Source organism: Saccharothrix sp. NRRL B-16348, assembly GCF_001280085.1.
Lineage (GTDB): Bacteria > Actinomycetota > Actinomycetes > Mycobacteriales > Pseudonocardiaceae > Actinosynnema.
In genome coordinates this window covers 84,044-98,490 of the sequence record NZ_LGED01000196.1, presented here as the reverse complement: position 1 = coordinate 98,490, position 14,447 = coordinate 84,044, and the positions used below count along the sequence as shown (strand labels likewise).

Sequence of the window (14,447 nt, the reverse complement as noted above, 5' to 3'; positions counted from 1 at the left end):
GCCACCGGCAGCGGACGTGCGGCGGGACGGGTCACGCCACGGGGTGGCCCATCCACCAGTTGCCCGGCGCGTCCGGGTCGGTGCTGGACCAGAACTCCACGCACGCGCGCGTGAACTCGTCGGCGGTGAGGTAGCCGTCGCCGTCCGTGTCGAGGTGCGCGAACGCCTCGGCGGCCTGGTCCTCGGTCAGGCCGGGGAAGTGACCGCGCTGGAACACGAGGTACTCGGCGGGGCTCACCCGGCCGTCGACGTCGGTGTCGGCGATGGCCAGGAACGCCTCGGCCAGCGCGCCGACGCTGGCCCGCGCGGCGTCCGGGTCGTCGGCGAGGGAGCCGGTGGAGTCGAGGAACTGCTCGCGCGAGATGGCCGTGCCGCCGCCGGGGATGTGCGGCAGGTGCAGGTCGTGCCAGATCCGCAGGTAGGCGTCGATGATGCGCTGCTCCTGCGGCGAGTCGGGGGCGTGCCCGAGGGATTCCGCGGCCCGCCTGCCCATCAGGACGTGGTCCTGCTCGGTGAGCAGCCCGTCGCCGTCGACGTCCAGGTAGGCGAACCCGTGGTTGATCTTTGCCTTGAGCATGTCGGTGACCGGCACGAACCCTCCGCACGTACGTGTTCGGTTGACGCGGACGGCACACAGGATGGTGCCGCCGGGAAGGGCCGGACAACATCCGAACGGGTCTCCCGCCGCCTCGATCGGGTGGTGGCCCGCCGTGATCGAACACCGGAGAGGTGTCCTGAGTGGTCGGTCCGGGCCGAGGGCATCGGCGTCCGATAGCGGTTCGATACCGTCGTGCCGGATCGTCGCACGGGGGCGCCCACCGGGCGCAGAGGGAGGGAACAGCATGAGGGCAGTTCGATTCACGGCGGCGCTGGCGTTCGTCCTCGCGTTCATCGCGGCGCCCGCGGTCACGGCGTCGGCGTTCGCGGACGGCGCGCACCCCGGTGCGGGCACTTCGGGCCACTGCCCCATCACCAAGTGCGGATAGCGGCGTCCGTGCCGCCGTTCTCCCACGCCACAGCCGCCGCCGGCGGACAATGGCCGGATGGGGAGGAGAACCGACGGGGTCGAGTTTCGGCTGCTCGGCCCGTTCGAGGCGCTGGTCGGCGGTCGGCGCGTCCCGCTGGGTGGCAGCCGCCAGGAGAAGCTGCTCGCGGCGCTCCTGCTCCGGCCCGGCCGGCTCGTGACCGCGGCACGGCTCGTCGACGCCCTGTGGGACGAGGACCCGCCGGACACCGCGCGCAAGCAGGTGCACAACGCGATCGCCGCGGCACGTCGGCACCTGGGTGCGTTCCGTGATCTCCTGATCACCGACGGCACGGGCTACCGGATCGACGCGACCGCCGACCAGGTGGACGCGCACCGGTTCCGGCTGGCCGTCGCGACGGCGGAGGACCAAGTCGGGCGGGGCGAGCCGGGCCTCGCCGTCGCGACGCTGTCGGAGGCGCTGCTGCTGTGGCGCGGCCCCGCGCTGGACGGGCTGACCGGCCGGGCGCTGGAAGCGGAGGCCGCGGCGCTGGAGGAGCAGCGGCTGGCGGCGCACGAGACCTTGATCGGGCTCCGGCTGGACCTGGGCGACACGTCGACCCTCGTGCCGGAGCTGGTCCACCTGGTCCAGGAGCACCCGTTGCGGGAGCGCCTGCGGCACCACCTGGTGCTGGCCCTGTACCGGGCAGGGAGGCAGCCCGAAGCGCTGCTGGCCTACGAGCGCACCAGGGCGGCGCTGGCCACGGAGCTGGGCGTCGACCCGGGCCCCGAGCTGCGCGAGCTGCACCGGCGGATGCTGCGGGACGAGCCCGCGCCATCACCCGTGACGCCGCGCGAGCCGCCCGCCGCAAGCCTGAGCCAGCTCCCGCACGACATCGCCGACTTCACCGGCCGCGCGGCCGAGCTGGACCGCGTCCTGGGGCTGGTGTCGCCGACCGACGGGACGGCGGTGGTGATCACCACGCTCGACGGCATGGCGGGCGTCGGCAAGACGACGCTGGCGGTCCGGGCCGCCCACCTGCTGCGGACCGCGTTCCCGGACGGCCAGGTGTTCATCGACCTGCACGGCCACACGCCCGGCCAGGAGCCGCTGACCGCGACCGCCGCGCTGGACCGGTTGCTGCGCGGCGTCGGCGTGCCGCCCGAGCAGGTGCCCGACGGCGTCACCGAGCGGTCGAGCCGCTGGCGGTCCGAACTCGCGGGCAAGCGCGTGCTCGTGCTGCTGGACAACGTGGCCGACGGCGGTCAGCTGCGACCGCTGCTGCCCGGCGGCGCCACCGCGGGCGTGCTGGCCACCAGTCGCCGCCGCCTGTCGGACCTGGACGGCACGGTGTCGTTCTCGTTGGACGTCATGGACCGCGACGACGGGATCGCGCTGTTCCGCGCCGTGGTGGGCGACGAACGCGTCCTGGCGGAGCCGGCGGCGACCGCCGAGGTGGTGGCCCACTGCGGGCTGCTGCCCCTGGCGATCCGCATCGCCGCGTCCCGGTTGCGGCACCGTCCGACCTGGACGGTCGCGCACCTGGCCGACCGGCTGCGCGACGAGCGGCGGCGGCTCACCGAGCTGGCGGTGGGCGACCGGAGCGTGCCGGCCGCGTTCAACGTCTCCTACCACCACCTCGACGCCCGGCAGCAGCGCGCGTTCCGGCTGCTCGGCCTGCACCCCGGCCCGCTGTTCGACCTCCACGCCGCCGCGGCACTGCTGGACGTCCCGCCCGACGAGGCCGAGCGGTTGCTGGAGGGCCTGCTGGACGTGCACCTGCTGATCGGGCACGCGATCGACCGCTACCGCTTCCACGACCTGCTGCGGCACCACGCGCACTCGCTCGCCGGCCGGCTGGAGTCCGCGGCGGACCGGGAGGCGGCGTTGCGCCGGCTCGGCGAGCACCTCGTCGACCTGGGCACGGCCGTGGAACGGGTGATCGACCCCGGCCGCGACCTCAAGGTGCCCGCACCGCGACGGCGTTCCTCGTTGCCACCGCTGCGCACCGCGACCGACGCCCGCCGGGTGGTCGCGGCCGTGCAGCCGAACTTCCAGCCGACCATCCGCGCCGCCCTGGACCACGGGCTGCACGACCTGGTGTGGCGGCTGGCCGTGGTGTTCGGCACGGGCCTGATGCGCCAGGGGTACGTCGAGGACGCCCTGTCCGGCTACGAACACGCCCTGGACGCGGCGCGCCGGGTGGACGACCTGGACGCGCTCGCCGTGGTCTACCGCGACCTCGGTGTCGCCCACCTGGGCGCCGGCCGCTTCGCCGCGGCCCACCGGACCTTCGAGCTCGGCCTGGCGATCGAGGAGGCGCGGGGCGACCGGCGCGGCGCCGGGCGGATGCTGTCCAACCTGGGCATCGCGTGCATCCGGTCGGGGCGCTACGACGAAGCGGTCACGGCGCTGTGCCGCGCGCTGGAGTTGGCGGAGGGGTTCGGCACACCCCGCGACCTCGCCGCCGTGCTGTCGAACCTGGGCGTCGCGCACGCCAAGACGGGCCGCTACGACGAGGCCGCGCACCACCACCGCCGGGCGTTGGCGATCAACACCGAGCTGGACAACCCGTACATGATCGCGTCGAGCCTGCTGAACCTGGGCTGGGTGCACACCAGGTCGGGCGACCTCGTCGTGGCGCTGGACCACCTGCGGCGCGCGTTGTCGCTCGGCGGGCGGATCGGCGACCGGGAGATCGAGGCGCGCGGCCTGCACTTCCTGTCGGACTGCCTGCGCCGGCTGGGGAAGCTGGAGGACGCGCTGGACGCGGGCCGGTCCGCGCTGGTGCTCGCGCGGGAGATCGGCAGCCCGGACGTCGAGGGGCAGGCCCTGTGCGCGCTCGGGGAGGTCCACTACGACCTGGGCGCGCCGGACGCCGCCGGTGAGTGCTTCGCCCGGGTGGTGGCGCTGGGCGACCAGGACGTCAAGTCCGCCCTCGCGCACGACGGGTTGGCCAGGGTCGCGGCGCTGCGCGGGGACTACGCGGTGGCGCTGGACCACTGGGAGAAGGCGTTGGCCATCGCGACGCGGGCGTGCCTGCCGGAGACGGCCGACATCCGCAGGCGGCTGGCGGAGGTGAGCGGACGGGCGTGACGGCGGTCAGTTCGGCTTGCCGATCGCCTCGACGACGGTCCGCACCAGCTCCACGTCCGCCGGCCGCGGCGCGGTGACCTTGCTCGCGTAGGACGCGGTGATCGCCACGACCCGGTCGCCCACGTTGACCCGGGCGTCCAGCGCGTTGGCCTCCGTGACGATCACCCTGGCGCCGTCGCCTATGTCGGCGTGGGTGATCTTGTCCGGCGCGACGGCCATCTTCTCCGCCCGGTTCGGGTCGGTCAGCAGGGTGACGTCGAGGTTCCCGTTGCCGCCGCTGAAGTAGCAGCTCAGGCCGCCGCTGTCGGACACGACCGACCGGGCCATGGTGAACTTCGCGCCGACGGCCTCGGCGGCGGGTTCGAGGTCGATGTCCGCGCACCGGCCCTCCGGCGTCCCGTCGGGGATCGTCACCTTCGCGGGCAGCCGGCTCAACGCCTGCACGAGGATCACCGCGGCGGCCGCGCCGTCGGCCTTGGGCATGGCGCCGCGGTCGTCGGCGTAGGTGTAGAACAGGTGCAGTCCCCGGTCACCGGCGATCGTCCGGACCTCGATGAAGTGGGTCGAGGTGCCGTTCGCCTTGTACGCCACGGCTTCGGCGCGGTCGCCCAGGTTGGGGATCGTCTGGATGTTGCGGAAGTTCTTCGCGAACGGCGCGAAGAACCGCTCGGGGTCCGTGTCCGCCACCGTGCCGATCTGGAGGCCGAGCAAGCCCGGCACGTTCTCCGGGAAGTACGTGCAGACGGCGCGGCGACTGCCGTCGGACTGCGTCATCGCCGAACGGGAGGTGACGTGCATGGCGCTCACCCCGATCGCCTTGGCGACCTCGCCCGGCTCGGCCAGGCCGCACTCGTCGAACCCGGTCCGGCGCTCCTCCCCCGCGGTGTCCGTCGCCTTCGCACCGGACCCCTCGGGCGTCGCCACTCCCGTGACCGCTTGGGTGCAGCCACCCGCGACCAGCAGTGCCGCGACCCCCAACGCGGCGACCGGGTGGCGAACCCACGGCTTCATGCATACCCCTCGTCCGACTGTGAAGATGGCGGCGCCGCGCTCGCCGCCCCTCAACAACGAGTGCGCGCGGCCCACCGTTGCCGATCAGGCTAGGCGGACCGCAGGGCCCGTGATGTCAGGTGAACGCCTTACAGCCCGGGCCGTCGCGGACGAACTCGACCGCGGCGAGAACCCGCCGGCGCCCCGAGCCCGTCGTACGGGTAGGGGGACGGAAGGAGCACGATGCAGGCGGCGTTGGAAAGGGAGTACGTGGCGTACGTGCGGGCCAACCTCGACCGGCTCCGCCGGTCCGCGTACCGGCTGTGCGGGGACGCGCACCGCGGTGACGACCTCGTCCAGCAGGCGATCACGAAGCTCTACGTCAACTGGCGGCGAGCGCGTGCGGCCGACAACACCGACGCCTACGTGCGGCGGATCCTGGTCCGGGTGTACCTCGACGAGCGCCGGCTGCGCTGGGCGGGCGTGTCGTTGTTCGCCTCCGCGCCCGACGCCGCCGTCGAACCGGACCGGCGGGTCGACGACCGGGCCACCCTGCGCGCCGCGCTCGACCGGCTGCCACGCCGGTTGTCCGTGGTGCTGGTGCTGCGGTTCCTGTTCGACATGTCGGTCGACGACGTCGCCGGCACGCTCGGCTGCAGCACCGGCACGGTCAAGAGCCAGACCGCGCGCGGGCTGGCCACCATGCGGCGGCTGCTCGACGAAAACCCGCTGCCCATCACCGCGAAGGAGGCCTGATCGTGGACCGACTGCTGGACCCGCTCCGTGACGAGGACCCGTTGCCGCCGTCCGAGGTCGACCTCGACCGGGCGGTCCGGGTGGGGCGCAGGCGGGTGCGGGCGCGGTGGGTCGGCACGGGCGCGCTCGTGGCCGTGGTGGCGCTCCTGGTGCCCGTCCTCGGGCTGCCGGGCGGCTCCGGTTCCACGGTCGAGCCGGCCGCCACGTCGCAACGGGCCGTGGAGCCCGCGGACTTCGACCCGATGCGGAGGGTGGTCACGGTCGGCGACGTGCCGGGGGTCGTCGCCGGTTCGTACACCACCGCGCGGCGCTGGCAGCGGATCAGCGTGCAGAGGGGGCACACCGGGATGGGGTCGGTGACCGCGTACGCGCCGGGCAGGCCCGTCACCGGTTCCGACGGCGTCGTGCTGCGGCCGGAGACCGGCACGCTCACCGAACCCGTCGACGGCCGGCCCGCCTACTGGGTCGGCACGCCGTCCGGTGACCGGCTCGCCTGGCAGTGGACCGACGGCGCCTGGGCGGTCGTCCACTTCCGGGACCACCAGGTCGGGGACGAGGCGAACCGCGACACCACGCGCCGCATCGCGACGGCCGTGCGGGTCGGCGACGGCGAGCCGGTGACCGTGCCGTTCACGGTGCCGCGGCCCGCGCCGTACCGGCTGGTCGGCACCGCCACGCAGCTGCGCCCGCCCGGCGACCCGTTCGTGCGCACCGAACTCCTCTTCGGCACCGAAGACCTCCCCGACGCGGGCAACTACGCCGACGCCCTCTCCGTGGGCGTCGAGAACGGTGGGAGGGTGGTGGCGCTGCAGAGCGAGGTGAACCAGACCGTGGACGGTCATCCGGCGATGGTCGCCGAGGGCAAGGTGACCATCTTCGGGTTCACCGCCGGGTTCGCGGTCGACGTCGGCGGCGCCGCCGACGCGCTCGCCATCGCCCGGGGTGTGCGACTGGTGCCGGACCCTGACGACAAGTCGACGTGGACCGCGCGTCCCCTCGGCTGACCGCCACCGCTGTGGACGGGATCGCGGTGGATCACCGTGCGAGGATCCGCACGTGGACCGAGAGAACAACGTCCCAGGGGTGCACTTCCTGCTCTCGTCGGTCGATCCGGCCGACGCCGCGACGGTGCGGCGGCGGCTCGGGATCGGCGAGCCCGAGGTGGAGCGCGCGGGGTGGTGGGCGTGGCGGCTGCTGCAGCTCCGGGCGCCGCGGTCGGTGCTGCTGTGGATGCTGGAGCGGGACGACCCCGCCACGAACGCGCTGGCGTACCACCACCCGAACGTCACCGACGCGATCAGGCGCGACATCGTCCGCGGCGTCCCGTTCGGCACGGCCCGCGGACCGCTGCCGGTGGTGCGAACGTGCGTGACGCCCGGCTGCGTCCACGACGAACCGCGGCTCGTCGTGAGCCCGTTCGGGCTGGTAGGTGGACTGCGGCGGGCGCGTTCCATGGCCACGGCACGGGCGGCGGCGGGTGCGGTGGGCAAGGCCGACTGGCCCGAGGTCGCCGAGGCGGACCGGGTGGAACCGCTGCCGGGGTACGCGCGGTGGGTGCTGTCGACCCGGGTCGACTGCCCGCCGGAGGTGCGCGCGCAGTTCGGGTCGCACCCGAAGTTCACCCACCGGCTGAAGCGGGCGGGCATCGTCGCCGACGCGCGCGAGTACGCCGACCACTGGGGGCCCGCGCGGTCCGTGCTCGACGTGCTGCGGCTCGGCACGGCCCTGTTCCCCGCACGCGCCCGTGAGGCCGCGGAGCTCCTCGGGCCTCTCGTGCGCCGTGAACTCGGGGCGAACCTCGACGCGTGGGCTGCGCTGGCCCGGGTGTTGCCGACGTTCTCGGGCACGCCGACCGAGCTGGTGCGCACGTGCGGCGAGGTCGCCTCGGTGTAGGTGACGGGCGGCTGGATTCGAACCAGCGTGTTCTGCATTGGCTATGCGGTGCGCCTGCCTCTGCGCTACGACCCGTCGCGCCGATCGTAGGGCACGCACATGACCGGCCGGCGGCTCAGGGCAAGCCGGGCGATGGCTGCCGGATCAGGGCCGGCCGGGGGTGGCTGCCGAGCCCGCGCCGCGCCGACGATGGCTGCCGGGATCAGGGCCAGGCCGGGGCAGTGGCTGCCGACCCGGCGCTGACCGGGCCGTGGTTGGGCGGATCAGGGCTGACCGGGCGGTGGCTGGCGGTGCACGCTGCGCACGGCGGACACGTCGGCGTGCGGAGTGGGGTGGTCGGGAATGTCCGTGCTCAAGGCGTCCAGCCGGCGTCGGACGCTGGTGGCGATGCCCTTGCCCAGCACGAAACGCGTCGGCGTGATCGCGCGCGCCGCGCCGTCGAGCAGCCGGTGCGCCTCGCCGCTGCGCATCCCGGTGTCGCTGAGGACGAGGTGCCGCAAGCGGTGCGGGCGTTCGGCGAGCGCGGTGGCGATCGAGGACGTGGCGGTCTCGTCCAGCCGGTTGTTCGGAGCGCCGAGGACGCCCGCCGCTCGCACCCGGCCGATGTCGCACGCCTCGACGTCCGCCGCCACGGCCGCGACCACGAGCCGGGTGGCGGCGGTCGGCCCGATGCCGTTGCTCGCGACGGACAGCCGCCGCAGCCGCCCGCCCGGCACGAGCGCGTCCGCGATGGTCTCCGCGCCCCGGTCGCCGAGCCGTGCCGCGGACACGTACAGCTCGCTGATCACGTCGGCACGCAGGAGCGTGGCCAGGTGCGCCGCGCCCTCCGCGCCGAGCGGGTTGCCGCCGACGTAGAGGCGTTCGACCCGACGACCGGCCGCGGCGGCGGTGACCAGGGCGTCCACCAGGACGGCGAGGCCCGGCGCGTCCAGGCCGGTCTGGACGAGGTCGAGGGTGCGCAGCGAACGGGCGGCCTCGACGATCCCGGCCGCGGCCTCGCCCGCGCCGTCGCCGAGCGGGTTGCGCTTGAGCCAGATCCCGGTGACGCGGGCCGCCTGCGGTGACGCGCGCAGGTTGTCCGCGATGTCGCAGGCGCCACCGGCGGTGATCCCGTTGCAGCCCAGGTACAGCGTCTCCACCTCGCGTTCGACGGCCCGGCCCGCCACCGCCACCGCGCCCTCGTCGCCGAGCCCGTCGGTGCCCAGCAGCAGGTGCCGGACGACGCCGGGCCGCAACGCGTCCGCGACCAGCCGCGCCCCGCTCGGCCCGAGCGCCTGCTTGCACAGGTCCAGGCGACCGTCCGGGAGCGCGGTGCCGGCCGGGAAGTCCAACCGCCGGTCCGTCGTGCCGCCGGTGCGCAGCCAGGTCAGCAGCGGTTCCAGATCGCCTGCCGGACGCGGTGGGCTCACCACTCCACCTCCCGGTAGTCCTTGAGGAGCACGCCGGCGACCGGGGTGCCCGCCTCACCTCGCACGATCGGGTCGTAGACGCGCGCCGAGCCGTCGACCACGTCCAGCGGCGTGCGGAAACCGAGCCCGGCGAGCCGCGCCTTCTTCGGCGCCGGGTTCTCGTCGGTGATCCACCCGGTGTCCACCGCGCACATGTAAACGCCCTGCCTGGCCAGGTCCGGGCCGCTGGTGCGGGTCAGCATGTTGAGCGCGGCCTTGGCCATGTTGGTGTGCGGGTGGCGTGCGGTCTTGTTCCGCACCGCGAACCGGCCCTCGACCGCGGAGACGTTGACGACGTAGCGGCGCGGGAAGGTGGACGCCAGCAGCAGCGGCAGCAGGCGGTCGCACAGCAGGGTCGGCGCGAGCGCGTTGACCAGCTGGGTTTCCAGCACCTCGGTCGGGTCCAGCTCGCCGATGCGCGCCGACCAGGAGTTGGCGGGCGCGGTGTCCGGGAGCAGCCCGGCTTCGTCCACGGTCCCGTCCGCCGCGGACGGCACGAGGGTGAGCGGCCGACGGCCGCCGCCCAGCGCGGGCATCGGCCGGAAACCCGGTGCGAGGTGGACGTTCGCGGGCAGCACACCGGTCTCGCCGCCGACCAGGGCCGCGTAGGACTCGGGCGGTCGGCGCACGGTCTGGGCCGCGTTGTTCACCAGGATGTCGAGCGGCCGGCCCTCGGCGCGCAGCGACTCGCACAGGCCGAGCACCTGGCGCGGGTCGCACAGGTCGATGCCGACCACCGTCAGCCGGTCCGACCAGGCCGAACTGCCCGGCGCCGCCCGGAAGCGCCGCACCGCGTCGTGCGGGAAGCGCGTGGTGACGATCAGTTCCGCACCGTCGCGCAGCATCATCAGCGCCAGGTGGAAGCCGATCTTCACCCGGCCACCGGTGAGCAGCGCGCGGCGTCCCGTCAGGTCCGTGCGCGCGTCCCGGCGTTCGGCGTTCTCCGCCGCGCACGTCGGGCACAGCCGGTGGTAGAACGCGTCGGCCAGCCGATAACCCGCCTTGCAGACGTAACAACGGCGCGGCCGGGCGAGCGGACGTGCCGTCGCGGCCGGCTCGACGTGCAGCGGCGCGTCGTCACGACGGTCGAGCCCACCGGTGGCGGTCGTGGCGTCGATCGCCGCGTCGGCCGCCGCACGCGCGGCGTCACGGGCCTTCCGGCGCCGCTGCTTGCCGTCCCGCACGAACGACTCCGCGACCCGTTCCGCGCGCAGGCGCACCGGATCGTCGACGGGCAGGGCGCGCAGCCGGGACACGACCGCGTGGAACACCGCCTGCTCGTCGTCGTCCATCCCGCCGATCTCCCCCGGTTCGCGTGGTCCCGGCAGGATTCGAACCTGCGTCTCCGCCTTGCGAAAGCGGCGCGTCTGCCTCTGCGCTACGGGACCCCCGACAGCCGCCAAGGCTGTGCACGGCATCCTATCCACCGCCGAACCGGCCGTGCCCCGGGGCGCGTCGCGCTGACGGCGCTCGCGCCTCTCACCCGACGTCCACAGTCCTCAGTGGACGGACCATCAGGGTGACCGCGACGCCGAGCGCGGCGAGCACACCGCCGACCACCAGGTCGTTGATCGTCGCGGCCGTGTGGTCGACCTGGTCCCGGTAGCCGACGAGCAGCGGCGCGGCGGCGAGCCACGCACCCGCCGCGGCCGTCACCGGCCCGGACCACCTGGCGTCCGCGGGCGCCATCGCGCCGGTCAGCGCGACCACCACGACGACGACCCCGGTGACCACCTCGTTGCTGTGGCCGGTGAACCAGGCCCCGACGACGCCGTAGCCCAGGGCGAACGGTGACACGACCAGCCACAGCCCGAGCAGGAACGCGCCGGAGCTGAACCAGGCGGCGATCGCGTGGCGCCGCGGCGTCCGCGCCGGTCGACCGTCCACGACGCGGAAGGAGTGGTCGAGTTCGTGGTCGATGGTGACCTCCAAGGTGCGGTGTTCCGGTCGGCACGCCCGACCGACGTGATCGGGTGGTCGGAGGTCAGTCGAACGGCACCTTGGCCCACACGGTCGTGCTCGCCGCCGCCGAGACGACACCCCACTGCCCGACCAGGCCGTCGACGATCAGCAGCCCGGCTCCGAGGGACCACTGCGCATCGTGCCGGGGCGTGTGGTCGCGGACGCGGATCGTCAGCGTGTCGGTCCACGCGTCCATCGTCAGTTCCAGCACGTAAGGCGGCTCGCCGTGCCGCCAGGCGTTGTCCAGCAGCTCGCCGACGACCACGCACACCCGCAGGACGTCCTGGTCGGGCCGGCCGTCGACGCGGTCCCTCAACCACGACGCGACCTCGGGTCCCGGCGGGGAGTCGTGGTCCACGATGACCAGGGCGACGGTGTCGTGACCGCGTGCCGGGTCACGAGGTTGGCGCTCGAAACACACGTCCCAGCATCCCGTGATCCGGCCTCGGTGAACCTGACGATCGCCTTGCTGTTGCCGGCCCTGCCCGCCACCGCGTTCAGCCGGCGCAGTGCGGGCACGAGCGCGGTCCGATCACACGGTCGGGGGTCCGGAGAGTGGTCGACTCGCGTGGGTACCGCCCCCGCGAGTCGCCACATCATCATGCCCCGGACATCGCCCGCCGAACCTGACGAACACCTGACGATCCACGTCCGGCGCGACCCCCGATGCGACCAGTCGTTAAAACGCTTTCACTGGTCGGCCGAAACGCAGCTCATCACCAACGATGGTGCTGCCGAACGGAGTCACCGCGTCCTCCGGATATTGACATCCCCGCAGACCGCCTGGTTCCCTACCGAGCGGGGTAACCGTTTTCACGGACCCGCAGCCGCCGGGCACAACTGAACTGTCCGATCGTCGGAGTGCGCGCCACACCGACACGTCAAGGGACCATCATGAGACGACCGACAAAGACGTCCGCAGTCGTTGCCGTGACCGCAGTCCTGGCCGGTATCGCGGTGGCGGTGGTGTCCGCGCCCGCCGTGCACGCCGCGACGACCCGGTACGAGGCCGAGTCCTCGCCCGCCACCTGCGACGGGACCGTCGCGGCGAACCACTCCGGGTACTCCGGCTCCGGGTTCTGCGACTCCGCCGGCGCGGTCGGCGCCGCGGCGCGGTTCACCGTCAACGCGACCGGCGCCGGCGCCGCGACCTTCGCCATCCGGTACGCCAACGGCTCCACCAACCGGCCGGCGGACATCAGCGTGAACGGCGCGGTGGTGCAGGCCGGCTCCGCGTTCGACGGCACCGGCGCGTGGAACACCTGGGCGACCAAGACGCTCACCGTGCCGGTGACCGCGGGCGCCAACACCGTGCAGCTCGCCGCGACCACCGCGGGCGGGCTGGCCAACATCGACTACCTCGACGTCACCACGGGCGGCGGCGCCGAGGGCGCCCGGCGGATGGAGAGCCTGGGCCGCGGCGTGGTGGCGGTGCGCTCCAGCAACACCGAGGTGCTGGTCAGCTGGCGGCTGCTGGGCCTGGACCCGACGGGGATCGGCTTCAACGTCTACCGGTCCACCGACGGCGGCGCCGAGGTCAAGCTCAACTCCTCCGTGCTGACCGGCGGCACCAACTTCGTCGACGCGACGGCCAACGCCACCCGCGCCAACAGCTACCGGGTGCGCCCGGTCGTCAACGGCGCGGAGCAGGCGCCGAGCGGCGCGTTCACGCTGGCCGCCAACCGCGCGGTCGAGCCGGTGGTCCGGGTGCCGTTGCGCGCCGGCGGCGCGGTGAAGTTCCTCTGGGTCGGCGACCTGGACGGCGACGGCGAGTACGACTACGTGCTCGACCGCCAGACCTCGCCGCAGAAGATCGAGGCCTACCGCCGTGACGGCCGGTTCCTCTGGCAGGTCGACATGGGCCCGAACAGCACCGACCAGGACAACATCGAGGGCGGCTCCGCGACGATCGACGTCGGCCACAACGACGGCGTCACCGTCCAGGACCTCGACAGCGACGGCCGCGCCGAGGTCGCCGTCCGCATCGCCAACGGCGTCACGTTCGGCAACGGGACCAGGTTCACCAACAGCGACGACAACCGCCAGTTCATCGCCATCCTCGACGGCCTGACCGGCGCGCCCCGCGCCACCGCGCCGGTGCCGACCGACTACCTCGCCGACGGCCCGCTGTACGCGCGCTTCGGCGTGGGCTACCTCGACGGCGTCAACCCGAGCCTGGTGGCGTTCATGAAGAACCGGATCGGCAGCGGCGACTTCAACCTCATGTTCACCGCCTGGCGGTTCACCGGCAACGCGCTGACCATGCAGTGGAAGTTCCTGCGCGGCAACCAGAACCTGCCGGACGGGCACAACACCCGCATCATCGACGTCGACGGTGACGGCAAGGACGAGATCGCCGAGATCGGCTTCGTGCTCAACGGCGACGGCCGCCTGCGCTACTCCCTCGGCCCGGCCGGCGTGGTGCACGGCGACCGCTTCCACATCGCCGACCTGGACCCGGGCCGCCCCGGCCTCGAAGGCTACGGCGTGCAGCAGGTCAACCCGAGCGGCCTGCGTGACTACTACTACGACGCGGCGAACGGCAACATCATCTGGCGGCACACCGAGCCCGGCACCGCCGACGTGGGCCGCGGCATGGCGGGCGACGTCGACCCCCGTCACCCCGGCATGGAGGTCTGGGCGTTCTCCGGTCTCTACAACGCGTCGACCAACCGGCTCACCCAGTCGAGCACGTCGTTGCAGCCGTGGCCGCAGCTGGGCCTGTACTGGGACGGCGACACCACCATGGAACTGCTCAACGACGGCAAGTTCGAGAAGTGGAACCCGACCAGCCCCACGCCGACCAACAGCGTGCCGCGACTGCTCACGACGTCGCAGTACGGCGCGGTCGACGCGGCCCAGGGCAACTCGCCGGTCATCTACGGCGACGTCCTCGGCGACTGGCGCGAAGAAGTCCTCTACACCAACGCCGCCTTCAACGAACTGATCATCTTCACCACCAACCGACCCAGCAGCACCAGGCTGTACACGCTCGCCCACAACCCCGCCTACCGCAACGCCATGACCCTCAAGGGCTACCTGCAGTCCCACCACGTCGACTACTTCCTCGGCGCGAACATGGCCACACCGCCCCGCCCGAACATCACCTACCCGCCGAGGTAGGCGTGTCCGGCACCGCCGCGTGACGTGAACCGAGAAGCCCGCCCGCCATCCCACCGGCGGCGGGCGGGCTTCTCGGCGGATGTGCAGACGTCGGCAACCACCTCATCGGGTCAGGAGTGTGCACGGTGATCTCCAGTGACAAAGGCGTCACGTCGGCGGACGACACGAGCAAGGGCGTGAGCAGGCGGAGCGTGCCGGCCGGCGCGGTCGCGGG

12 protein-coding genes and 2 tRNA genes are annotated in these 14,447 nt (G+C 73.4%); 6 read left to right on the top strand and 8 right to left on the bottom strand.

The genetic code is table 11. The annotated features are described in order from the left end of the window. Nucleotides 1–31: 31 nt before the first annotated feature. Complete coding sequence (locus ADK67_RS19510) at nt 32–592, bottom strand: EF-hand domain-containing protein (protein ID WP_197289522.1); 561 nt, start codon at nt 590–592, stop codon at nt 32–34. Between the two features lie 250 nt (nt 593–842). On the opposite strand from ADK67_RS19510, the gene ADK67_RS51045 reads away from it, so the two are divergent. Both ADK67_RS51045 and ADK67_RS19505 read left to right on the top strand, forming a co-directional pair. Beyond that, a complete protein-coding gene (locus tag ADK67_RS51045) occupies nt 843–986 on the top strand; it encodes a hypothetical protein (protein ID WP_157620606.1) in 144 nt (47 codons plus the stop codon). 57 nt (nt 987–1,043) lie between these two features. Then, a complete protein-coding gene (locus ADK67_RS19505) occupies nt 1,044–4,061 on the top strand; it encodes an AfsR/SARP family transcriptional regulator (RefSeq protein WP_053717877.1) in 3,018 nt (1,005 codons plus the stop codon). Nucleotides 4,062–4,067: 6 nt separating this feature from the next. Here ADK67_RS19505 and ADK67_RS19500 read toward each other — a convergent pair whose 3' ends face one another. After that, nucleotides 4,068–5,072, bottom strand: a complete 1,005-nt coding sequence (locus ADK67_RS19500; RefSeq protein ID WP_053717876.1) for a hypothetical protein — start codon at nt 5,070–5,072, stop codon at nt 4,068–4,070. Between the two features lie 222 nt (nt 5,073–5,294). Here ADK67_RS19500 and ADK67_RS19495 point away from each other — a divergent pair, with 222 nt between their 5' ends. Genes ADK67_RS19495 through ADK67_RS19485 form a run of 3 tightly spaced genes read left to right on the top strand, consistent with a single transcriptional unit; the run spans nt 5,295 to nt 7,700 of the window. Continuing rightward, entirely contained in the window at nt 5,295–5,807 is a 513-nt protein-coding gene (locus ADK67_RS19495) for a SigE family RNA polymerase sigma factor (protein WP_053717875.1), read from the top strand. Between the two features lie 2 nt (nt 5,808–5,809). Next, entirely contained in the window at nt 5,810–6,811 is a 1,002-nt protein-coding gene (locus ADK67_RS19490; RefSeq protein WP_053717874.1) for a hypothetical protein, read from the top strand. 52 nt (nt 6,812–6,863) lie between these two features. Continuing rightward, nucleotides 6,864–7,700, top strand: a complete 837-nt coding sequence (locus ADK67_RS19485) for a hypothetical protein (RefSeq protein ID WP_053717873.1) — start codon at nt 6,864–6,866, stop codon at nt 7,698–7,700. A 1-nt stretch (nt 7,701) separates the two neighbouring features. Here the strand turns inward: ADK67_RS19485 and ADK67_RS19480 are convergent. The 6 genes from ADK67_RS19480 to ADK67_RS19455 form a co-directional block, all read right to left on the bottom strand. After that, a tRNA-Gly gene (locus ADK67_RS19480) sits at nt 7,702–7,777 on the bottom strand. A 186-nt stretch (nt 7,778–7,963) separates the two neighbouring features. After that, nucleotides 7,964–9,109, bottom strand: a complete 1,146-nt coding sequence (locus ADK67_RS19475; RefSeq protein ID WP_157620604.1) for a ribonuclease inhibitor — start codon at nt 9,107–9,109, stop codon at nt 7,964–7,966. Continuing rightward, entirely contained in the window at nt 9,106–10,440 is a 1,335-nt protein-coding gene (locus tag ADK67_RS19470; protein ID WP_053717871.1) for an SDR family NAD(P)-dependent oxidoreductase, read from the bottom strand. The genes ADK67_RS19475 and ADK67_RS19470 overlap by 4 nt, the downstream gene beginning before the upstream one ends. 24 nt (nt 10,441–10,464) lie before the next feature. After that, nucleotides 10,465–10,536, bottom strand: a tRNA-Ala gene (locus ADK67_RS19465). A gap of 91 nt (nt 10,537–10,627) precedes the next feature. Further along, nucleotides 10,628–11,080: an SPW repeat domain-containing protein gene (locus ADK67_RS19460; protein WP_053717870.1), complete on the bottom strand. Its 453-nt coding sequence runs from the start codon at nt 11,078–11,080 to the stop codon at nt 10,628–10,630. Nucleotides 11,081–11,132: 52 nt separating this feature from the next. Further along, nucleotides 11,133–11,468 carry an ATP-binding protein gene (locus ADK67_RS19455; RefSeq protein WP_157620602.1) on the bottom strand — a complete coding sequence of 112 codons (336 nt, stop codon included), beginning with the start codon at nt 11,466–11,468 and terminating at the stop codon, nt 11,133–11,135. 572 nt (nt 11,469–12,040) lie between these two features. On the opposite strand from ADK67_RS19455, the gene ADK67_RS19450 reads away from it, so the two are divergent. Then, nucleotides 12,041–14,233: a rhamnogalacturonan lyase family protein gene (locus ADK67_RS19450; protein ID WP_197289521.1), complete on the top strand. Its 2,193-nt coding sequence runs from the start codon at nt 12,041–12,043 to the stop codon at nt 14,231–14,233. Nucleotides 14,234–14,447 lie beyond the last annotated feature (214 nt).